This window comes from Rouxiella aceris (assembly GCF_012933545.1).
Lineage (GTDB): Bacteria > Pseudomonadota > Gammaproteobacteria > Enterobacterales > Enterobacteriaceae > Rouxiella > Rouxiella aceris.
On record NZ_JAADJU010000004.1, the window covers coordinates 245,652 to 268,783 of the forward strand.

Sequence of the window (23,132 nt, forward strand, 5' to 3'; positions counted from 1 at the left end):
GACTTTATTTTTCCTCGCTGGCGTGAGTGATCAGCCAGCAGTTGTGAATTTGGCGGTTACGGGCAAAATCCTGCGACTGGGTTTTGCTGGTGATATCCACGGCGCTCAGACCGAGTTTACTCAGGCCCTCGGCGTCCATCTGGAATCCGCGTTTATTGTTTGAAAACATAATGGTGCCGTTACGACGTAAAATGCGCTTCAGATCTTTCATTAACAGCAAATGATCGCGCTGCACGTCAAAGCTTTCGGCCATACGTTTTGAATTGGAGAAAGTTGGCGGATCGATAAAGATCACATCAAATTGCTCATCCGCCATCCCCAGCCAGGAGAGGCAGTCGGCCTGGATCAGGCGATGTTGACGCCCGGTCAGACCATTAACCCGCAGGTTTTTCTCTGCCCACTCCAGATAGGTGCGCGACATATCCACGGTGGTGGTACTGCGCGCGCCGCCGAGACCGGCATGAACGCTGGCGGTACCGGTATAGGCAAACAGGTTAAGGAAATCTTTTCCCTCACTCATTTCGCCCAGCATCTTACGGGCAATGCGGTGATCGAGGAACAGGCCGGTATCGAGATAGTCAGTCAGGTTAACCCAGAACTTGGCGTTAAACTCCTCAACCTGCAAAAACTCGCCTTTTTGCGCCAGTTTTTCATATTGGCTGGTGCCTTTCTGCCGCTCGCGGGTTTTCAGTACCAACTGGTTGGAAGAAATATCCAGCACCGACAGCGTAGCATTAATCACGTCAAACAGGCGCTGACGTGCTTTTTGTGCATCGACAGTTTTTGGTGGCGCATACTCCTGCACCACCACTTTGCTGCCGTAGCGGTCAACGGCAACATTATAATCCGGCAAGTCGGCATCATACAGGCGGTAGCACTCAATGCCCTGCTGTTTGGCCCATTTTTCCAGTTTCTTGACGTTTTTACGCAGGCGGTTGGCAAAATCTTCTGCCAGCGGCGTGGCGGAAGTGCCCAGCGGATTCTCAGCCAACTGATAGTTTTTCTGCACGCACTCCAGCGGGCCATTTTTTGCCTTGAACTGGCGCTCGGCGCGAAGTTGCAAACAGCTAAGCAGCTCAGGGGATGCGCTAAACAGCGACAGCTGCCAGCCACCAAACTGGGTTTTGGCAATGCGTCCCAACTGGTTATGCAGAGCAATCAGTGCCGGTTCGCTTTCCAGACGCTCACCATATGGCGGGTTACTGATCAGCGTACCGACCGGGCCTTCCGGCAGCGGGTTCTTTAACTTGCCCACTTCCGCAGCTTCGAAACTGATCAGCTCCGCCACGCCGGCACGACGCGCATTGCCTTTCGCCATCTCAATAACCCGGCGATCGATATCCGAGCCAAAGAAACGGGAGGTGGTTTCCTGCACCGCGCGTTTGGTACGCACCTGGGCTTCGCTGGTCAGCTCATGCCACAGCTCGGCATTAAAGTTCGACCAGGCGCTAAATCCCCAGTGTTGACGATGCAGACCCGGCGCGCGATCGCCGGCAATCATTGCCGCTTCAATCAGCAGCGTACCGGAACCGCACATTGGATCGACCATCGGCGTACCCGCCTGCCAGCCAGAACGCATAACAATCGCCGCCGCCAGGTTCTCTTTTAACGGTGCCTGTCCGGCCAGATCGCGATAGCCGCGCTGATGCAGACCTTCACCGCTGAGATCCAGCGCCACGCTGGCGGTATCACGTTGCAAAAATACGTTCACGCGAATATCCGGCTGCTGTTTGGCGACGTTAGGACGCTGGTCAATTTTGCGGGTAAAGCTGTCGACAATGGCGTCTTTGACTTTCAGCGCGCCGTATTGGCTGTTACGGATCTCATCGTTAAGGCCACTGAAGTGCACAGCAAAAGTTTTATCGACGCTAAAAATCGACGGCCAGTCAATGGCCATCACGCCCATATAAAGGTCGAGATCGCTGTGAACCTTAAACTCGTTTAACGGAAGCAGGATGCGCGAAGCCAATCGGCTCCACAACAGACTTTGATAGAGCAGGCGATCGTCGCCCTCAAAATGCACCCCTCCCTGCACCACTTTGCAGGCCTGCGCACCCAGCGTTTCAAGTTCGCTTTTTAATAGTTCTTCCAATCCACGCGCCGTGCTGGCAAACAAAGAGTTCATATTGAATTAATCACCTAAAAGTTATTACCTATAAGAAACGGCATTAAACCCGCCATCATCTCGAAAGATGTGGCAAGCCTATGCCCGACCCTGATGTCGCAGCGCATGCCGATAACGCAAAGGCGGCATCAAGAACATCGGGCATAAAGAAATCAGTGGCGCATTATAGCTAATCCTACCCGGTTGTCATAAAGTCTCTGTGACAATACAAAAAGAGCACCTAGCCAGCCAGGAGGCAAATGTTGGTTACCCTTTCCAGACTCTTCGTTCACCCGGTAAAATCCATGCGCGGTCTGCAGCTTTCTCATGCCCAGGTTACGCCCGGCGGACTGGCATTTGATCGGCTTTTTATGCTCACCGATGCACAGGGCATGTTTATTACCGCCCGTCAGTATCCGCAACTGGTGCAGTTTACTCCGGCTTTACTCCCGGATGGATTAATTTTAACCGCTCCCGACGGCCATGATCATATATCGCTCAAATTCAGTGATTTTGCCCCCCAGTCGCAACCGACCGAAGTTTGGGGAAATCACTTTACGGCGCTGATTGCCCCGCAAAAGGTCAACAGCTGGTTAAGTGGCTATCTGCAACGAGAAGTGCAACTGCGCTGGGTTGGTCCGGAATTGACCCGTCGAGTGAAAAACCAGCCGGCGATCCCGCTCACCTTTGCCGACGGTTATCCCTATTTACTGATCAACGAAGCCTCGCTGTTTGATTTGAAAAACCGTTGCCCGAGCAGTGTCAAAGTCGAGCAGTTTCGACCGAACCTGGTGATCGCCGGCGCTCAGCCTTATGAGGAGGACGGCTGGCAGACCATCCGCGTCGGCGAAGTGATTTTTGATCTGGTCAAACCTTGTAGCCGCTGTGTGCTTACCACGGTGAGCATTGAACGCGGCAGAAAACATCCGACGGGCGAGCCGTTGAAAACCCTGCAAAGCTATCGCACCGCCGATAACGGCGATGTCGACTTTGGGCAAAATATGATAGCGCGCAATAACGGCATGATCCGCGTCGGTGACAGCGTGGAGATCCTGGCGCGCAAACCGGCCCGTCCCTATGCGGCTGGTCAGGTGGTGGAAAGCGTCGAGGTGCCAAAAAATAGTGCGCAGCCGGTCAGCATCAGTTTTCAGGGCACTACCTTTATAGGTAACAATCAACAAATCCTGCTGGAACAGCTGGAACAACAAGGCTTGAAGGTACCTTATTCCTGTCGCGCCGGAATTTGTGGCTGTTGCAAGCTGACGCTGGTGGCAGGGGAAGTCAACGCGCTGAAAGCCAGCGGTATCGGCAAAGCGGGCAAGATCCTCTCCTGTAGCTGTATTCCGGCTTCGGATCTGGTGCTGGAATAACGATAGCAGCTTTAAGAAGTAAAACATGGACGTCGAGAAGCAGTGGCTCGAGTGCGCAACAAAGACAGAAACACGGCGGTGTCAGGGAGGGGAAGGATCAGACCGCCGTATCGTAGAGTTGATTACTTTCAATAACCGGTGCCACCGGCATTAAACGATCGTGCATGATCTTAATGGCATCGCCGAGCACCATACCGCGACCGGCAAGGGTCAAACGTTCCTGCGCCAGCAGGCACAGACTGGCATTGTCACCTGATTCAACCACCAGCAATAACGCCTGCTCACCTGATTCAGTGACATCGACACAGGCTAACTGGCCGTTGATGGGCTGGAAAGGATGACGTTGCTGAGTAAAATGCCAGCTTTTCGGCATTAAGGGTTTCAGAAAACGAATAGCCACCAGCGCATTGAGTACTAATTCCGAGCGCTGCTCATTGGCTAATTGAATTTTTTTACACTGTTCTTCAAAATCAAAATAGAGCGCGGCATCATCAACGCAAAAACAGCATTCCGAAAAAGCGTCTGGCGTCAGCATTTTGGCAGAAAAACGTGAACGGAAAATCATGCCATTGGCCAAGTCCAACATCAGTCGGTCATGTTCAGTATCAAAATACCAACGCCAATTATCATCTGGTTTGATTTTCATTTCGTTATCCTATTTCCCTCACCGGCGTTATCAAGACCGCATCTCTCGGTTTTTTGTGACCGAACGCAAATCACATCGCTTTACGTTAACACTATCAGGCACAACCTATATATAGGACAAATCGTACGTTAGCCTGGCCGACAGAAGAGATAATGCCAAATTCCGTCGCGCATTAACACAGTGAACAAAATATAGACGAGCTGGATGCAGAAATAAACCCCGGTTTTCATTTGTTGACAAAATTATTGCGGTAAACGTCACATTAGAAAAAAAAGAACTCAGCCTCTTTTTAAAAAAATGAACGCCACCGCAACCTCGCTGTCCTCAAATATGTTTCAGGATATCTTTAATCAAACGCGGGCCATGATAGATAAAGCCGGAATAAAGTTGAATTAACGATGCCCCTGCCGCCATTTTTTCGCGGGCGGCGGTCAATGAATCAATGCCACCGACGCCTATAATTGGCAGTCGACCTTTCAGCTCCTGAGACAGCATCTGAATAATCAGGGTACTTTGCATCTGTAACGGACGCCCACTTAAGCCCCCCGCTTCATCGCAATGATTGAGCCCGGCGACCAGTTTACGGTCCAGGGTGGTATTGGTGGCGATCACGCCATCCATATTATGACGCACCAGACTGTCGGCTATTTGGATCAATTCTTCCACTGACAGATCGGGGGCTATCTTCACCGCCACCGGGACATATTTTTGATGGCGCTGCTGCAGCTCGAGCTGTTTATTTTTGATAGCGGCCAGCAGATCGTCAAGCGCTTCGCCATATTGCAAAGTACGCAATCCGGGGGTGTTGGGTGAGGAGATATTAATGGCAATATAACCGGCATAGGGATAAACCTTCTCCATGCAGATCAAATAATCGTCCTTGCCATTCTCCACCGGCGTATCTTTATTCTTGCCGATATTAATGCCGAGCACGCCGTCAAAGTGCGATTTTTTGACGTTATTGACTAAATTATCAACACCGAGGTTATTAAAACCCATGCGGTTAATTATGCCTTCGGCATCGACCACCCGAAATATTCTTGGCTTGGGATTGCCGTCCTGGGCGCGAGGCGTCACTGTGCCCACTTCCACAAAACCGAACCCCAGGGCGCCTAATGCCGCAATGCAGTCACCGTTTTTATCCAGACCGGCGGCCAGTCCCAGCGGGTTCTTGAACGTCAGCCCCATACAGGTAACCGGTTTGCTGGGCACGGATTGACGAATAAGGAACTCAAAAGGAGAGCCGGAAATAAGGCTGAGTTGGCGAAAAGTCAATTCGTGCGCGCGCTCGGGATCGAGCTGAAACAGTGCTTTCTTAACGAAGGGATAATACATGGATTCTCCTGAGGTCCCGGTGGCTAATGGCTGGTGGCCAGTCGGGGCGGTATTATCGACTAAGCCAGAGACAATTGGAATTGATTCAGGATAAATATCGTCATCCTACGCAAACGATTACTTTTATTTAACAGCGCGGATACGCCAACCGCCAGAATCCTGGCCTTCCTCGTGCTTTATCCATTTCTGAACTATCAAATCCTAAAATTAAGATTTCCAGTCATAAGCCATCGCCTGCTACTTTAAACCTAATTCATTAACAAAAACGTCAGTAATATAACAATTAGTTATAAGAGGGTCGGAATGAAAGTTATATCAATTGCCGGTAGTCCACGTCAGCCTTCGCGCTCTACCGCACTTCTTGCTCTTAGCCAACAGTGGCTGACCGAGCACGGCGTGGAGGTGATCTCTTACCGTCTGCAAGACTTCACCGCCGAGGATTTACTGTTTGCCAATTTCGATAGTCCGCAGCTCAAAACGCTGATCAGTGAACTTGCCAGCGCCGATGGCCTGCTGATTGCGACGCCGGTCTATAAAGCCTCATTTGCCGGCGCGCTGAAAACGTTGCTCGATCTGCTTCCTGAACGTGCGCTGGAGCATAAAGTGGTGTTGCCTCTCGCCACCGCCGGATCCAGCGGCCATATGCTGGCCATCGACTATGCGCTCAAACCGGTACTTAACGCGCTAAAAGCCCAGGAGGTACTACAGGGCGTTTTCGCCGAAGATCGCCTGATTGGCCAATACCAGCGTTTCCCGGCAGAACTGGACAGCACATTGCAGGTGCGGTTAGAGGATGCGCTGGAGACATTTCTTGTTGCCCTCGGCCATCGCCATGCGCTGACGCAGGCGCGCGCCAAACATCAACCTACTTACGCCTGAGCGGAGCACCTTGTGATAAATCATCGCTTTATTAAACGTTTTATCCCTGGCACCAAAGCCTGGCTACCCTTGCTGGCATTAGCCCTGGGACTGACCAGCATTTTTCCTGCCAACGCCGTGGAACAGGCACCTGCTCAGCTGCGCATTGCCTACCAAAAAGGCTCGGTTGGCCTGGTGCTGGCCAAAAGCCATCATCTGCTGGAAGATCGTTTTCCCAATACCAAAATCAGCTGGGTCGAATTTCCTGCCGGCCCGCAAATTCTTGAAGCCTTAAACGTTGGCAGTATCGACTTTGGGGGCACCGGGGATTTACCGCCGCTGTTTGCTCAGGCCGCTGGCGCAGACTTACTGTATGTCGGTTTCCAGCCGCCAACGCCTAAAGCGGAAGTGATCCTGGTGGCCAATGACAGTGCCATCAAAAGCGTCGCCGATCTAAAAGGCCACAAAGTCGCCTTCCAGAAAGGCTCCAGTTCGCACAATTTGCTGTTGCGTGCCTTGCAACAGGCAGGGCTGAACATCAGCGATATTCAACCGGTATATCTCACCCCCGCCGATGCCCGCGCCGCCTTCCAGCAGCATGATGTCGATGCCTGGGCAGTATGGGATCCGTACTATTCCGCTGCGCAGTTGCAGGGTGGTGTGCGTGTTCTGACCGACGGCAGCTCGCTGCATCAAACCGGTTCGTTCTATCTGGCGCCGAAACCTTATACCGAGGCGCATCCGCAATTTATTTCTGCTGTCCTGCAGGTGTTGACCCAGGCCAATGCGCTGATCAAGTCCGACCCGCAGCAAAGTATCGCCTTATTGTCGAAAGCCATGGGACTGCCAGATAACGTGGTAGCCGCCTACCTGTCACATCTTCCCGACTTGCCAATCAAGCCGGTAGATACCCGTACCGAGCAAGCACAACAGCAGACAGCGGATCTGTTCTACCAAAATCATCTGCTGCCAAAACCCGTAGTCATCGCCGACCGTATCTGGCATGCACCGGCCACAGGCAATTAACAAGAGGAAATGCCCATGAGTCTGAACGTATTCTGGTTTTTACCTACCCACGGTGACGGCCGTTATCTCGGCACTGACGAAGGTGCACGCGCCGTAGACCACGGTTACCTGCAACAGATTGCCCAGGCTGCCGACCGGCTGGGATTTGGTGGCGTACTGATCCCCACCGGCCGCTCGTGCGAAGACTCCTGGCTGGTCGCCGCTTCATTGATCCCGGTGACCCAGCGTCTGAAATTTCTGGTGGCGCTGCGCCCCGGCATTATTTCCCCGACCCTGGCGGCCAGACAGGCTGCCACCCTGGATCGCCTTTCTAATGGCCGCGCGCTGTTTAATCTGGTGACCGGCGGTGACCCGGAAGAGCTGGCGGCGGAAGGTCTGTTCCTGAACCATGAGGAACGTTACGAAGCCTCGGCGGAATTTACCCGCATCTGGCGCAGGGTGCTGGAAGGGGAAACCGTCGATTATGAGGGTAAACATATTCGCGTTAAAGGTGCGCGTTTGCTGCATCCGCCACTACAAACCCCTCGCCCTCCGCTCTATTTTGGCGGCTCTTCGGAAGCCGCACAGGATCTCGCCGCCGAACAGGTCGAACTCTATCTGACCTGGGGTGAGCCCCCGGCACAGGTAAAAGAAAAAATTGAGCAGGTACGCGCCAAGGCGGCAGCCAAAGGCCGCACAGTGCGCTTTGGTATCCGTCTGCACGTTATTGTGCGTGAAACCAATGAAGAAGCCTGGCAGGCCGCCAATCGGCTGATTGCCAATCTCGACGATGAAACCATTGCCAAAGCGCAGGCGGCCTTCGCTCGTACCGACTCGGTGGGCCAGCATCGTATGGCTGCCTTGCACGGCGGGCAGCGCGATAAGCTGGAGATCAGTCCTAACCTGTGGGCGGGCGTTGGCCTGGTGCGTGGAGGGGCCGGAACGGCGCTGGTGGGTGATGGCGCTACGGTGGCAGCCAGAATGCAGGAATACGCCGATTTAGGCATCGATACTTTTGTGTTCTCCGGCTATCCACATCTCGAAGAGGCCTATCGGGTCAGCGAACTGCTGTTCCCGCATCTCGATCTGGCCAGCGCCGCGCAAAATGAAAGTGCAGCACAGCGCACCATTAAGCCACATGGTGAACTGGTCGCCCATGAGTTTGCCCCGTTACGCGCGGCGCAAAGCTAAGGGGGCAGGATGAATAAGCACATGCAAGCCGGGACGAATCGCCTTATTCCGTGGATTTTACCGCTGCTGGTGCTCGCTGGCTGGCAGTGGGCAGCACAGGCTGGCTGGTTGTCCACCCGCATTCTGCCCGCCCCCAGCGCGGTGGTAGAGGCGTTTTGGACGCTGGCCAAGTCCGGCGACCTGTGGCAAAACCTGAAAATCAGCACCTTCAGAGCGCTGGCCGGTTTTGTTATTGGCGGCAGCCTTGGTCTGTTACTGGGATTTATCACCGGATTGTCTCGCCTCGGCGAGCGTCTGCTGGATAGTTCGCTGCAAATGCTGCGCAATATTCCGCATCTGGCGTTGATCCCGCTGGTGATCCTTTGGTTTGGTATTGATGAGACAGCGAAGATTTTTCTGGTGGCACTGGGGACGCTGTTCCCTGTCTATCTCAATACCTATCACGGCATTCGTAATATCGATCGCGGACTGCTGGAAATGTCGCGCAGCTACGGGCTTTCCGGCTTGCCGCTGTTTACTCAGGTGGTTTTACCCGGCGCCCTGCCGTCGATTATGGTCGGTGTGCGTTTCGCGCTGGGATTTATGTGGTTAACGCTGATCGTTGCGGAAACTATCTCGGCCAATTCAGGTATTGGCTATCTGGCGATGAACGCCCGTGAATTTCTGCAAACCGACGTGGTGGTGGTGGCAATTATTTTGTATGCCATCCTCGGCAAGCTGGCGGATATTCTGGCCAGAAAACTCGAGAATATCTGGCTGCGCTGGCACCCGGCTTATCAAGTGAAATCAGGAGAAACCGCATGAGCGAACTCACTCGTATCCCGCAGGGCACGCCGGTGACGCTGGCGGGTATTGGTAAAAACTACGGCCCGCGCAATGTATTAAAAGATATCAATTTACGTATTGCCCCCGGCCAGTTTGTTGCCGTGGTCGGCCGCAGCGGCTGTGGAAAAAGTACCCTGCTTCGGCTGCTGGCCGGCCTGGAACACAGCAGCAGCGGAGAATTGCTGAGCGGCAGCGCCCCGCTCAGCCAGGCAAGAGACGACACGCGGCTGATGTTTCAGGACGATCGCCTGCTGCCGTGGAAAAAAGTCATTGATAACGTCGGATTAGGATTAAAAGGTGCCTGGCGCGAAGCGGCACTCGCCGCATTGACCGAAGTGGGACTGGCAGATCGCGCCAACGAGTGGCCGTCGGCGCTGTCGGGCGGACAAAAACAGCGCGTGGCACTGGCCCGTGCCTTGATCCATCGCCCTCGCCTGCTGCTGCTGGATGAACCTCTGGGGGCACTCGACGCCCTGACGCGTATTGAAATGCAAAGCCTGATTGAACGCCTGTGGCAACAGCATGGTTTTACCGTCTTGCTGGTCACCCACGATGTCAGCGAGGCAGTAACCGTCGCCGATCGGGTGATTTTAATTGAACAAGGTGAGATAGGGCTGGATTTGACGGTGGATTTGCCCCGTCCCCGTCGACGCGGTTCCGCACGACTGGCGGAGCTGGAAGCCGAGGTGCTTGAGCGTGTGCTGCGTCCGCAGCCGTCGCCCGTAGAGGCATTGCGCGCCCAGGTTTAATCGGCAAGAGTAATAAAAAAGGGCGATATGACTATCGCCCTTTATCGCCCTTGTTGTGACTTATCCTCTACCGGTCGAGTAATCAGGCACTCAGCGCTTTGCTTATTTTCTCAAACAGGTCGCCGGAGAGATTTTCCAGGCCTTTTAGCTGTTCCAATGCCTGACGCATCAACGCCTGACGATGTTGGTCATAGCGTTTAAGGCGGATCAGCGGTTCAATCATCCGGGCGGCTACCTGCGGATTGCGGGTATTAAGATCGGTCAGCATCTCCGCCAGGAACTGATAACCGCTACCGTCTGCCGCATGGAATGCCGCCGGATTGCCCTGAGCAAAGGCACCAATCAGTGAACGAATACGGTTGGGATTGCTCATGCTAAACGAACGGTGTGTCAACAAGCTACGCACCTGGGTCAGCACATCAGCTGCCGGACTGGTGGCTTGCAGCATAAACCACTTGTCCATCACCAGACCATCCTGATGCCAGCGCTGATCAAAGGCAGCAAGCAACCTATCGCGGCACGGCAGGTTGGCCGCTACGGCAGCGGACATGGCGGCCAGGGAGTCGGTCATATTGTCAGCCTGTTCGAACTGGGTAATCACCCGTTTGTCGGCTTCCACCGCATCGGTAAACGCCAGGTAACGCAGACAGACATTACGCAGTGAACGGCGGGCAATATCCGCATGCTCAACGCGATAAGACGGCAGACGATGGGCGTGATACACCGCCGAGAACTCGTCGGCCATTTCGCTGGCCAGACAGCGGGTGATGGCGGTATGTACGGCGCTGATCGCTTCCGGGTCAATAGTGTCGAACAGTTCGGCGATTTCGTTTTCTGACGGCAGGGTCAAAATCTGTGCTGCCAACGCCGGATCGATATGCTCATCGAGCAGCACCGCGCGGAAGGCGTCCGCTACGTGCAGCGGCAGAGAAAGCGGCTGCTTCTGCTGATGACGCGCCACGTTCAACTTGATATAAATCGCCAGCAGACTCTGTGCCGCATCCCAGCGGGAGAAGTCGTTGCGGGCATATTTCATCAGGAAAGTCAGTTGCTGGTCACCATACTTATAATCGAGTTTCACCGGAGCAGAAAACTCGCGTAATAAAGAAGGCGTTGGCTGCGCGGCGACCTCTTCAAAAATAAAGGTCTGTTCCGCTTGCGTGACATTTAATACGTTACTGACTTTTTGGCCGCCCTGCTTCAGCGCAATCACTTCCCCTTGAGGATCATAAAGCTCGATATCCAGCGGGATATGCAGTGGCAGCTTTTCTGCCTGATCCGGGGTCGCCGGGGTTTTCTGGCTGACCGTCAGGGTATAAGTCTGTTTTTCAACATCATAGTCGTCACGCACCGTCAGAACCGGGGTACCGGACTGACTGTACCAACGGCGGAACAGTGACAAATCGACGTTGGAAGCATCTTCCATCGCCTGCACAAAATCGTCGCAGGTGGCGGCACTGCCGTCATGACGTTCAAAATAGAGCTGCATACCGGCCTGGAACTGCTGTTCACCCAGCAGCGTATGCAGCATGCGGATCACTTCCGAGCCTTTCTCATACACAGTCAGCGTATAAAAGTTATTCATTTCGATAACTTTATCCGGGCGGATAGGATGCGCCATCGGGCTGGCATCTTCTGCAAACTGCGCACCACGCATAATGCGCACATTATCAATACGGTTCACCGAGCGAGAACCCAAATCCGAGCTGAACTCCTGATCGCGGAATACCGTCAGGCCTTCTTTCAGGCTCAGTTGGAACCAGTCGCGGCAGGTAACACGGTTGCCGGTCCAGTTATGGAAATATTCGTGACCAATCACCGCTTCGATGCCGAGATAATCTTTATCGGTGGCGGTTTCCGCTTTGGCCAGCACATATTTTGAGTTAAAGACGTTGAGGCCTTTGTTCTCCATCGCGCCCATATTAAAGAAGTCGACGGCAACGATCATAAAGATATCAAGATCGTATTCCAGACCAAAACGGGTTTCATCCCACTTCATCGACTGCTTGAGCGAGGTCATAGCCCAACCGGCGCGATCGAGGTTGCCACGATCAACAAACAGCTCCAGCGCCACATCGCGACCGGAACGAGTGGTAAAGGTATCGCGCAGCACGTCAAAGTCGCCGGCCACCAGCGCAAACAGGTAGCAAGGTTTTGGGAACGGATCCTGCCATTTAATCCAATGGCGACCGCCGTCCAGTTCCCCCTGATCGATACGGTTACCGTTAGACAATAAATAAGGGTAACGCGCCTTATCGGCGACAATGCGGGTGCTAAAGCGGGCCAGCACGTCTGGACGATCGAGATAGTAGGTAATATGGCGGAAGCCTTCAGCTTCACACTGGGTACAGAGCGCCTCGCCGGAGAGATATAACCCCTCAAGGGCGCTGTTTTTCGCCGGATGGATTTCGTTGACGATTTTCAGTTCAAAGGCTTCGGGCAGCCCGGTGATGGTCAAGGCATTGTCACGCAGCTGATAGTTCGGCCAGTCCTGACCATTGATTTGCAGGCTCTGCAAGGTCAGATCTTCGCCATTTAAGACCAGCGCGGCACCTTCAGCGCCCAGGCGCTTGATTTGGCTGACGGCGGTGACCACGGTGGTCTGAGCATCAAGCTCAAAATCCAGATCAATATCGGTAATGGTGTAATCAGGCGCGCGGTAATCGTGGCGATATTTAACCTGCGGTTGCGTGGCGGTATCGGTCTGTTGCTCTGCTTGCAGTTGATCTGTCATAAGAAGGACCTTTTGGCGTTTTCAGTGGGATACGCGAGTAAAGTAAACTTTATCACAGAAGGGGGAAATTCCCAGATTGTTGCCAGAATGCAGCGGACAACCGGTGAGCTTTTATTCAATACAGGCAACGCCCTCTGTGGCAGTCGAAAAATATCCCGCCGCTTTATTTACTGTTTTTTAACGTTTTAGTGCTATTTCTATCAACGTGGCAATAAAATAATGGCTACCCTGGCGGAGTTTTTTAGCCGCAGCATACTGACTGAAAACAGAGGCAAGGCGTCAGGCAACACCTTGTATTTCCTCGCCATTAAATAAAATCCCCGCACAAATATTCGGCTGTTTTTCTGTTAATTGTTTGCATTAAATGACCGATTTCCTGCTGCCTAAAGCACGTTTAACCCTCGACCCGACGCAGGGAATTATGCTGTGATGAGGGTTCATTTACTGGATAATGCGGTATACTTCCCGAACTTTGCCGCTTTATTCAGGCTATAAAAATTGAAATACCCAACGTCATTGCAGTCACAGTAGCGTGTCCGCCATCGTGACGAGAGAGACCTTGGGTAGGCCTGTTGCTTCTGACGAGGATGCAGTACGCGATATGACTTCATACGCCTCCCCGATTTTGACGTCGTTGTTAGATACTGACGCCTATAAGCTGCATATGCAGCAGGCCGTCTACCATCGCTACGCGAACAGTCATGTTGTCGCCGAATTTCGTTGCCGAGGTGACGAATTACTGGGCGAATATGCGCAAGAGATCCGTCAACAGATTGAGCTGATGAGTAAGCTGGCGCTGACGGACGACGAGTTCCGCTATCTCGACAGCCTGCCATTCTTTAGCCAGGATTACCTGCAATGGTTGCGCGGCTTTCGCTATAACCCACAGCACGTTGAGGTCACGGATCTCGGTGGACAACTGCATATACGTATTGCTGGCCCCTGGCGTGAAGTGATTATGTGGGAAGTTCCGCTGCTGGCGGTGATCAGTGAAGTGGTACACCGCCGTCGCTCACCGGATGCCACTGTCGAGATGGCCGTTGCTCAGTTGCGTCACAATCTGCAGCAATTTAGCAAAAATTCGGCAAATCTCGATATGTCGGGCTTTAAGCTAATGGATTTCGGTACCCGCCGTCGTTTTTCGGCGTCGGTGCAGCACGCCATTGTCAGCACACTAAAAGATGAATTCCCCTATCTGGTCGGCACCAGCAACTATGATTTGGCGCATCAGTTGCAGCTTAATCCGGTGGGCACTCAGGCTCATGAGTGGTTCCAGGCGCATCAGCAACTGAGTCCGGTACTGGCCAATAGCCAGCGCGCGGCGCTACAGGCCTGGCTGGACGAATACCCGGATCAGTTGGGGATTGCGCTCACCGACTGCATTACCATGGATGCTTTTCTGCGTGACTTTGGCAGCAAATTTGCCAGCGCTTACCAGGGACTGCGCCATGACTCCGGCGATCCCGTCGAGTGGGGTGAAAAAGCCATTGCCCATTATCAGCAACTGGGCATTGAACCCATGAGTAAAACCCTGGTGTTTTCAGATAATCTGGATCTTGATAAAGCGCTGGAGCTGTACCGTCATTTCCATCAACGCATCAATCTGGTATTTGGTATAGGAACCCGTCTAACCTGCAATATTCCTCAGGTTAAGCCGCTAAATATCGTGATTAAGCTGGTGCAGTGTAACGGCAAACCGGTGGCAAAATTATCCGATAGCCCGGGCAAAACCATTTGTCAGGATAAAGCCTTTGTTAAGGCGCTGCGCAAAGCCTTTGACCTGCCGTTGGTAAAAAAAGCCTCCTGATACGCTTTCTACCCTGCCCTGCGTCTCCCTTACCGGCGCAGGGCAATCCCCGACCAGCACCTTCCCCATGATCCGCTGCAGTTGATAACATAATGTGATATTGCCAGACAGGCCGACCCGCTGCGGGATAAATGTTGCCTGCGGTTGACGATTTCTGCTTGTGTCCTGAAAAAGGCTAAGTAACATAGCAAAACCCCTTCTTGCTAAGGGTGCGAGACATTTTAAACAGGTTTTTTATACGAATTTAAAACCATTGGTATCATCATCTGAACAATCAGATAATTTAAAGAGAGAAATCTATGAGCGTTGTGCCTGTAGTCGACGTACTGCAAGGCCGTGCAGCGGTTGACAGTGAAGTCACCGTACGCGGTTGGGTGCGTACCCGGAGAGATTCTAAAGCTGGCATCTCCTTCCTCGCCGTTTATGACGGCTCCTGCTTTAATCCGTTACAGGCCGTCGTAAATAATTCTTTGCCCAATTATCAGGATGAAGTTCTGCGTCTGACCACCGGCTGCTCGGTTGAAGTCACCGGCACCGTTGTCGCCTCACCTGGCGAAGGCCAAAGCTTTGAATTGCAGGCGACCTCCATCAAGGTTGTCGGTTGGGTTGACGATCCTGATACTTACCCGATGGCGGCAAAACGTCACAGCATCGAATATCTGCGCGAAGTGGCGCACCTGCGTCCGCGCACCAATCTGATTGGTGCCGTGGCGCGCGTACGTAATACGCTGTCGCAGGCCATACACCGTTTTTATCATGAAAACGGCTATTTTTGGGTTTCAACGCCGCTGATCACCGCCTCCGATACCGAAGGCGCTGGCGAAATGTTCCGCGTCTCCACGCTGGATTTGCAAAACCTGCCGCGTACCGATAAAGGCGAAGTGGATTTCAGCGAAGATTTCTTTGGTAAAGAAGCCTTCCTTACTGTATCCGGTCAGCTTAATGGCGAAACCTATGCCTGTGCACTGTCCAAGGTTTACACCTTTGGTCCGACCTTCCGTGCAGAAAACTCCAATACCAGCCGTCACCTTGCCGAGTTCTGGATGGTTGAACCGGAAGTGGCCTTTGCCACTCTCGACGATATCGCGTCACTGGCTGAACGCATGCTTAAGTATGTTTTTCAGGCGGTTCTTAACGAACGCGCAGACGATATGGCGTTTTTTGCCGAACGTGTAGACAAAGACGCCATTTCACGCCTGGAACGATTTGTAACTTCAGATTTCGCCCAGGTGGATTATACCGAGGCAGTGGAAATCCTCATCGCATCAGGTCAGAAATTTGAAAATGACGTTTCCTGGGGTGTCGATCTCTCCTCAGAACATGAACGTTATCTGGCCGAAAAGCATTTTAAAGCACCGGTAGTGGTTAAAAACTATCCGAAAGATATCAAAGCTTTCTATATGCGCATGAACGAAGACGGCAAGACCGTGGCCGCCATGGACGTATTGGCCCCGGGAATTGGCGAAATTATCGGCGGTTCTCAGCGTGAAGAGCGTCTGGACAGACTGGATGCCCGTCTGGAAGAAATGGGTCTGAATAAAGAAGATTACTGGTGGTATCGCGATCTGCGTCGCTACGGCACTGTGCCACATTCTGGTTTTGGTTTGGGTTTTGAACGTTTAGTAGCCTATGTCACCGGCGTACAAAACGTACGTGATGTGATCCCATTCCCAAGAACACCACGTAATGCAACTTTCTAATAAATTAAAATATTTCTAATTTAACAAATTTAGATACAAAACTAAGGCCAGCGATGCTGGCCTTAGTCATTTTTAAACATAGATCCCTGTCACAAAGTTCCGTAAATTTAATATTTTGTTACACACTTTTTCCTACTGAAACAAGTTTAGGGGTTTAGTAGCATTTTCGCTGTGGATTAACCGCACCCTGAATGGAACACTGCGTTCAGACACAGGAGACACCAAACTATCAGCAATAGTTCCGTAAAATATTGTAGGCAGTGGCAAGGTGTCCAAATAACACCAATGAGGGTAATAATAAATGATGAAGCGCAACATTCTTGCAGTGGTAATCCCGGCTCTTTTAGCTGCCAGCGCAGCAAACGCAGCTGAAATTTATAACAAAGACGGCAACAAGCTGGATCTGTACGGTAAAGTAGACGGCCTGCATTACTTCTCTAGCAATTCTGGCGACGATGGCGACAAAACCTACGTCCGTTTCGGCTTTAAAGGCGAAACCAAAATCAATGAATATGTCACCGGTTACGGCCAGTGGGAATACAATATTCAGGCTAACAACCCAGAATCTGGCTCTGCGGCTGTTGCAGAAGCAGGCAACAAAACCCGTCTGGGCTTTGCCGGTCTGAAATTTGGTGACTACGGCTCATTCGATTACGGTCGTAACTATGGCCTGATGTATGATTCTATCGGCTGGACCGATATGATGCCAGAATACGGCGGTGACTCTGGTTACACCGACAGCTTCCTGACTGGTCGTGCTACTGGCGTAGCTACTTACCGTAACAGCAACTTCTTCGGCCTGGTTAAAGGTTGGGATTTCGCGGTTCAGTACCAGGGTAAAAACGATCGCGACGATATCCACACCTCTAACGGTGATGGCTATGCGCTGTCAACTTCTTATACCTCTGCCATTGGCCTGGGTATCGTAGGTTCTTACGCGTCATCTGACCGTACCAACAATCAAAACCTGGCCACATATGGCCGTGGCGACAAAGCGCAGAGCTGGGGCACCGCAGTTAAGTATGATGCCAACAATGTCTATGTAGCCGCTTTGTACACCGAATCTCAGAACGCAGCACCTATCACTGGTTCCAACGGCGAAGGTTTTGCTAATAAAGCAGTAACCACTGAAGTGATTGCTCAGTACCAGTTCGATTTCGGCCTGCGTCCATCTATTGCCTACGTACAGTCTAAAGGCAAAGATATCGAAGGTATCGGCGATGCTGACCTGTATAAATACTATGAAGTTGGTGCTAACTACTACTTCAACAAAAACATGTCTACCTACGCTGACTACAAAATCAACCGTCTGAAATCTGACAACCCACTGGGTCTGGCTACCGACAACATCGTAGCTGTAGGTCTGGTGTACCAGTTCTAATTTCGCTTACGCCCCGTACCTTTTGGTACCGCATAAGTTGATAAATCAGGCAGAGCTTCGGCTCTGCCTTTTTTATTGCCCACAGGATCCCCGCCAACTTATTTCGATCGTCTCTTTCCAGCCGGTTCCATCAGATATTTTCATGATCCAAGGCGGCTCACAACTCTGCTTTCTTTTTGTCGCAAACGGTTGGCAAAGGACGATTCAGGCGGTAACCTGAACGCCTCTACTGTTGATAACAGGTCATGGAAGTATCCACATGTTTGAAAAAATCACTGCCGCACCCGCTGATCCTATCCTGGGTCTTACCGATCTTTTCCGCGCTGACGATCGTCAGAATAAAATCAATCTCGGGATCGGGGTCTATAAAGACGAAACAGGTAAGACACCGGTTTTGGCCAGTGTTAAAAAAGCCGAGCAATTCCTGCTGGAAAATGAAACCACCAAAACCTATCTGAGCATTGATGGTTTGCCTGATTTCGCTCATTGCACTCAGGAATTGCTGTTTGGTGCAGACAGTCCCCTTATTGCCGACAAACGCGCCCGTACCGCGCAAACCCCTGGTGGCACCGGTGCCCTGCGCATCGCGGCAGATTTTGTCGCCACTCAGACCAGCGCCCAACGCGTCTGGGTAAGTAATCCAAGTTGGCCGAATCACGTTGGCGTGTTCTCCTCCGCTGGCTTGCAAGTGGCTGAATATCAATATTACGATGCCGCCAATCATGCGCTGGATTTTGACGGTATGCTGCAAAGCCTGAGTCAGGCACAAGCCGGGGACATCGTATTGTTCCACGGTTGCTGTCATAACCCGACAGGTATCGATCCTACCGCCGCACAGTGGCAGCAGTTGGCCGATCTCTCCGTGGCCAAGGGTTGGTTACCTTTGTTTGACTTTGCTTACCAGGGCTTTGCCAAAGGCCTGGAGGAAGATGCAGAAGGTTTGCGCATTTTTGCCGCTCAGCATGCTGAACTGCTGATTGCCAGCTCCTACTCCAAAAACTTTGGCCTGTATAATGAACGCGTTGGGGCCTTTACTGTGGTCGCCGCCGATGCTGCCACCGTCGACCGCGCCTTTAGCCAGGTCAAGTCGGTGATCCGCACCAATTATTCCAATCCTCCGGCTCACGGTGCCTCAGTGGTAGCAACGATCCTCGGTAACCCGGCACTGCGTGCGCTGTGGGAACAGGAACTGAGTGATATGCGTCAGCGTATTCACCGTATGCGCCAACTGTTTGTCACTACCCTGCAAGAAAAAGGGGCCAACCAGGATTTCAGCTTTATTATTACGCAAAACGGCATGTTCTCGTTCAGTGGACTGAACAAGGAGCAGGTATTGCGTCTGCGTGAAGAATTCGGCGTCTATGCCGTTAATTCCGGTCGTATCAACGTCGCTGGCATCACCCTGGACAATATGGCTCCGCTGTGCGAAGCCATAGTCGCGGTGCTGTAACACGCCGCTGAGGCAACAAAAAGCCAGCCCGGATCACTCCGGGCTGGCTTTTTTAATTCACAGGTAAGGATCAGCAGTGACTCACTGCTGCCAGGCAAACTTACCAGATTGGCATTTCATCCTGCAGAAAAGGATTGGTTTTGCTCTCATAGCCCAGCGTCGACATTGGACCATGGCCGGGAATAAACGCCATATCGTCGCCCAACGGCAGTAGCTTGTTTTTAATCGAGTCGATCAAATCCTGATGGTTGCCGCGCGGAAAATCACTGCGTCCTACGCCGCCTTTAAAAATCACATCGCCGGTAAGCGCCAGGCGTGCCGTATCGTGGATAAACACGATATGTCCCGGCGTATGTCCCGGGCATTCCAGCACCGACAGCTGCTGGTTGCCAATCTGCACCATGTCCCCTTCTACCAGCCAGCGATCGGGGGTGAAAGGCGCACAGTCATCCAGACCAAACATCCGGCTTTGCTCGTGCAGGGCAGCCAATAAAAACAGATCTTCTTTATGCGGCCCGACGATCGGTACCTGATAATGCGCCGCCAACTCAGCCGCCGCGCCCACGTGGTCAAGGTGACCATGGGTCAGCAACACCTGACTAATGGTCACGCCGAGGGCAGCAACTTCGCCCTTGATCTTCTCGGCCTCGCCGCCGGGATCGACCAGTGCAGCCTGATGGGTGTCAGGGCAATAAATAACAGAACAGTTTTGGCTGAAAGCGGTAACAGGAATAATGTGATATTTCATAAGGCTCCACTGTGGTCTGCTGCTCCACGGATACTTGGCAACGCGGCTTGCCCCAGGCAACCACGCGGCTAAATCAATCCGTCAGGATACAGGCCGAAAATTACGCACATTACCAGGTTCTTGCTGGCCCGGTGTCGATGTGCACAAAGTCACTTTGTGGATAATATCCTACACCACCCATACGCATTTTTAACGCAGCTTTGCGGATATGGGCCAAATCTACGCCCTGGATATGAAAATCCATCGCTTTGCCCTGCGTGTGGTAACTGTGTTTGGCGACACCGCTGCCGGGTTCGCGCAGACTTTCATTAGTAGCTAACGATCGGTAGCCAGAGACCAGCTGTACCGGTTTATTGTGGGTACCCAGCATAACCTGTAAACGATAAAGATGATCAAACAGCTGCGGATCGATATTTTTCACTTTGCCGGCGCGATAGTCGCGGAACAAATGATTTAGTCGCGCCAACTCGTCCTTGTTATAGCGTTTGCCATCAAAAAACTCGGTTTTGAGGGTTTCGCCCGTATGCAGGTTGTTGATCACCAAAATACGTGGTCTGGGGGTGGAGAGCATGGCAAATGCGCGGCCAGGCAGCAACGCAATACCCATGGCGGCAGTGCCAAGTGCCAACCATTTTCGACGATGTTTATCTATTTGGTCCATGAACAGTCAATTACCCGATATCTATATCATAAAGAGGGGTCGGACTTGACCCCCGGTCACCTTAACCGCCTTAAATGAGCGAGTCAACCGGCTGAAAAAAGCGTTTACCCGCTTGATTTCACCTGCGACTCACTCGACTGGTCAGACGTTATGACACTTATCGGGTTAAAATTACTGCATTTATTACAGTAATTTTTCTGCCTGAGACAAGATTTGTGCGCCAGAACGCACGGTAGAATCATAATTGTAAATATCTGTGCGGAATTGCGGCTTACCATCATCGGCAACCCAAGCGGTTAAATAGAACAATTTAACCGGTATACGATGACGGATCGGTACATAGGTGGTATTCCCTGCCTGAATGGTGGAGGCAATACGTACGTCATTCCAGCCGGTATCCTGCAACAACATATTGGCCAGTTCGGAGGCTTTATTAACACGCACACAGCCGGAACTTAGCGCACGTACATCGCGCTGGAACAAATTATGGTTCGGGGTATCGTGCAGATAAATAAAATCTGAACTTGGCATATTGAATTTATAACGACCCAGCGAACTCATCGCCCCCGCATCCTGACGTACGCGGTATGGGAAATGGTCGGGGGAGATCATATTCCAGTTAAGCGTGGCCGGATCGATCACTTCCGCATCATTACTCCAGCCAGAGAGCAAGGTAAAACCATGCTTTTGCAAATAGCTTGGGTCGTGCATTAGCTTGGGCACAATATCCTGACGAACCAGGGTAGTCGGCACATTCCAGGGTGGATTCAATACCACGTTGCTTAATACGCTGCTCATAAGCGGCGTTTTACGGCTTGGACGGCCGACAATCACCCGTGAGGAGAGCACTTCGGCACCGTTAAGATAATATTTCAGCGAATAGTTGGGGATATTGACCATAATGCCGGTATTGACGTTACCGGGCAGAATTCGCAAGCGCTGAATATTCAAGGCCAGCAAGGTCGCACGGGTACGTGGCGAGGCATTCAGCCATTCCCTGGTGCGCAAACCAATTACACCGTCGGCTTCCAGCCCTTGCCATTTCTGGAAACGTTTGACCGCTTCCACCAACTCAGGAGAATACTCATTGACTGTGCTGGCAGGCACCGGTGCCGCTGCGCTATTGGTCGCGGCATTAGGGGTAGTGGTCGGTGTCGGTAACACATCTTTTACCGAGGTGGCCGAGGGGCTGACGACCGCCGTCGTTTTTGGCGTCTTATCGGCGCTTTCATCTACCGAAAAATCTTCAACGTTATTCGCGCCGCGATTTTGCGCGGTGCTCTCCACAGCAGGAGCCGGTGTCGAGGTATCTGTAACATCGATCATGCGCTCACTGCGCGCAAGGATCTGGCGCAGTGCCGGAATATCATTGCTGATTTGTCCCGGACGCAGGCTGACGATATTGGTCATCTGCGGCCATGGCTGGGTATCGGCCAGCAGGCTCTTTAATGCCGCATGCATTTTCTGATACTGCGGATGCTGTGGCTGCAGGGTGGTGATATAGTGCGCCGTAGTGCCATGGCGAACCGCCAACTGCCATTGGTTAATCACCGTCAGCGCCGGAGTGGTCATTTTATAGGGAACGTTGTTGTACAGCCAATTGCTGCCGTTAACCTCAACGCTGCTGACAAACTGCAAATAGCCCAGCATGGCATCGGATAACACCACATCACGCGCCATCCCGGTGATACTCGGATCGGTTAGCCATTTGACCCACTGCGTAAACTGCGGCTGGACACCTGAAATTGCCAACTCGGCCAGTTGCTGCTGGAATTGATGCACCGCATCGCGGTCCTGCCACATGGGCTGCATATGGTTCGCGGCGTAAATAGGTGCCAGAGAAGAAAGATAGAGCGGCTTCACGCCAGAAGGAAGTTCGGCCTGGATATGACTCAGGCTCTGCACGCTCGACAGCGTGGTGGTTTTAACCGGCATTGTCGGCATCGCCGCATTGCTCTGGGTTAGTGGCGCAAAACTACCGATCAACAATCCACCAACTAGCAGCACCCTGAGAGACTCATTACGCTTAAGCATCATCCCCTGCCTCACTTTAATACCATAAAAATACCCAATAAATCTCAACGTGCAGGAAGCCAGCAAGCGGACGGAAAGTCGGTAACTCGACCGAGTAAGCGACAAATTGTCAGCAGCAGAGTGATACGCTGCTGGTGGCCGTTCCACATAATATGGCCCAGGGAAGCGCTGATAAAAGCCCACAGCGTACCTGCAAATTACAAGACTAAGGGTAGAGCGACATCGCTAAAATAACTACCGAAATACTTAAGCAAACTGCCCATAGATTAAGTATATAGACAGAATGTTAACTTTGCTCAGTCGACAAGAAATTTGCTTTCTGATTTATACAAAGACTCTATGTTACCGGCTGGGGGAATTAAAGGGGGGAAAGCGAGTTTATTATTTTTAATATGTCAAACGCCCAAAAAATCAGCAAATCGCGCTAGCTGACGGCGTATTATTCGTCGGGTCTCTGCCGAACCCGGTAACCGGCAGATAAAAGCGCCAACTGAGTTGAGGCAGTTGGCGCTTTTAAAACCGGCAATATTAACA

The 23,132-nt window shown here is 52.2% G+C and carries 17 protein-coding genes; 10 read left to right on the forward strand and 7 right to left on the reverse strand.

The features are described from left to right. Positions 1-4: 4 nt before the first annotated feature. A complete protein-coding gene (gene rlmKL, locus GW590_RS09415) occupies positions 5-2,125 on the reverse strand; it encodes a bifunctional 23S rRNA (guanine(2069)-N(7))-methyltransferase RlmK/23S rRNA (guanine(2445)-N(2))-methyltransferase RlmL (protein WP_169402762.1) in 2,121 nt (706 codons plus the stop codon). A gap of 239 nt (positions 2,126-2,364) precedes the next feature. Here rlmKL and GW590_RS09420 point away from each other — a divergent pair, with 239 nt between their 5' ends. Further along, positions 2,365-3,474, forward strand: a complete 1,110-nt coding sequence (locus GW590_RS09420; protein WP_328803063.1) for a YcbX family protein — start codon at positions 2,365-2,367, stop codon at positions 3,472-3,474. Positions 3,475-3,571: 97 nt separating this feature from the next. Here the strand turns inward: GW590_RS09420 and GW590_RS09425 are convergent, their stop codons facing one another. After that, on the reverse strand, positions 3,572-4,120 hold the full coding sequence (locus GW590_RS09425) for a cell division protein ZapC (protein ID WP_169402763.1): 549 nt from the start codon (positions 4,118-4,120) through the stop codon (positions 3,572-3,574). A 324-nt stretch (positions 4,121-4,444) separates the two neighbouring features. Beyond that, positions 4,445-5,455, reverse strand: coding sequence for a quinone-dependent dihydroorotate dehydrogenase (gene pyrD, locus GW590_RS09430; RefSeq protein ID WP_169402764.1), 1,011 nt, complete (start codon positions 5,453-5,455; stop codon positions 4,445-4,447). 303 nt (positions 5,456-5,758) lie between these two features. Between pyrD and ssuE the strand changes: the two genes are divergently transcribed. From ssuE to ssuB, 5 genes are read left to right on the forward strand one after another with little or no spacing between them, the layout of a single operon-like run. Further along, positions 5,759-6,334, forward strand: a complete 576-nt coding sequence (ssuE, locus tag GW590_RS09435) for an NADPH-dependent FMN reductase (protein ID WP_169402765.1) — start codon at positions 5,759-5,761, stop codon at positions 6,332-6,334. 30 nt (positions 6,335-6,364) lie between these two features. Next, positions 6,365-7,339, forward strand: coding sequence for an aliphatic sulfonate ABC transporter substrate-binding protein (locus tag GW590_RS09440; RefSeq protein ID WP_408014927.1), 975 nt, complete (start codon positions 6,365-6,367; stop codon positions 7,337-7,339). A 15-nt stretch (positions 7,340-7,354) separates the two neighbouring features. Continuing rightward, on the forward strand, positions 7,355-8,509 hold the full coding sequence (gene ssuD, locus GW590_RS09445) for an FMNH2-dependent alkanesulfonate monooxygenase (RefSeq protein ID WP_169402766.1): 1,155 nt from the start codon (positions 7,355-7,357) through the stop codon (positions 8,507-8,509). A 9-nt stretch (positions 8,510-8,518) separates the two neighbouring features. Then, positions 8,519-9,313: an aliphatic sulfonate ABC transporter permease SsuC gene (gene ssuC / locus GW590_RS09450; RefSeq protein WP_169402767.1), complete on the forward strand. Its 795-nt coding sequence runs from the start codon at positions 8,519-8,521 to the stop codon at positions 9,311-9,313. Continuing rightward, positions 9,310-10,083 carry an aliphatic sulfonates ABC transporter ATP-binding protein gene (ssuB, locus tag GW590_RS09455; protein WP_169402768.1) on the forward strand — a complete coding sequence of 258 codons (774 nt, stop codon included), beginning with the start codon at positions 9,310-9,312 and terminating at the stop codon, positions 10,081-10,083. Before ssuC ends, ssuB begins: the two co-directional genes overlap by 4 nt. 82 nt (positions 10,084-10,165) lie before the next feature. Here ssuB and pepN read toward each other — a convergent pair whose 3' ends face one another. After that, on the reverse strand, positions 10,166-12,817 hold the full coding sequence (gene pepN, locus GW590_RS09460; RefSeq protein WP_169402769.1) for an aminopeptidase N: 2,652 nt from the start codon (positions 12,815-12,817) through the stop codon (positions 10,166-10,168). 601 nt (positions 12,818-13,418) lie between these two features. Here pepN and pncB point away from each other — a divergent pair. From pncB to GW590_RS09480, 4 genes are all read left to right on the forward strand, one after another. Beyond that, on the forward strand, positions 13,419-14,624 hold the full coding sequence (gene pncB, locus GW590_RS09465; RefSeq protein ID WP_169402770.1) for a nicotinate phosphoribosyltransferase: 1,206 nt from the start codon (positions 13,419-13,421) through the stop codon (positions 14,622-14,624). Positions 14,625-14,923: 299 nt separating this feature from the next. Further along, positions 14,924-16,324, forward strand: a complete 1,401-nt coding sequence (gene asnS, locus GW590_RS09470) for an asparagine--tRNA ligase (RefSeq protein WP_169402771.1) — start codon at positions 14,924-14,926, stop codon at positions 16,322-16,324. 301 nt (positions 16,325-16,625) lie between these two features. Further along, positions 16,626-17,705 (forward strand): porin, encoded by a 1,080-nt coding sequence (locus GW590_RS09475; protein ID WP_328803064.1) that lies wholly within the window; start codon positions 16,626-16,628, stop codon positions 17,703-17,705. Positions 17,706-17,964: 259 nt separating this feature from the next. Continuing rightward, complete coding sequence (locus GW590_RS09480; protein WP_169402772.1) at positions 17,965-19,155, forward strand: amino acid aminotransferase; 1,191 nt, start codon at positions 17,965-17,967, stop codon at positions 19,153-19,155. A gap of 100 nt (positions 19,156-19,255) precedes the next feature. Here GW590_RS09480 and GW590_RS09485 read toward each other — a convergent pair whose 3' ends face one another. The 3 genes from GW590_RS09485 to ldtD form a co-directional block, all read right to left on the reverse strand. After that, the gene (locus GW590_RS09485; RefSeq protein ID WP_169402773.1) at positions 19,256-19,903 is read right to left on the reverse strand and encodes an MBL fold metallo-hydrolase; all 648 of its coding nucleotides are present in this window, start codon (positions 19,901-19,903) and stop codon (positions 19,256-19,258) included. A 109-nt stretch (positions 19,904-20,012) separates the two neighbouring features. After that, positions 20,013-20,564, reverse strand: a complete 552-nt coding sequence (locus GW590_RS09490) for a YcbK family protein (RefSeq protein WP_169402774.1) — start codon at positions 20,562-20,564, stop codon at positions 20,013-20,015. A 183-nt stretch (positions 20,565-20,747) separates the two neighbouring features. After that, a complete protein-coding gene (gene ldtD, locus GW590_RS09495; RefSeq protein ID WP_211186695.1) occupies positions 20,748-22,601 on the reverse strand; it encodes a L,D-transpeptidase in 1,854 nt (617 codons plus the stop codon). Positions 22,602-23,132: the final 531 nt, after the last annotated feature.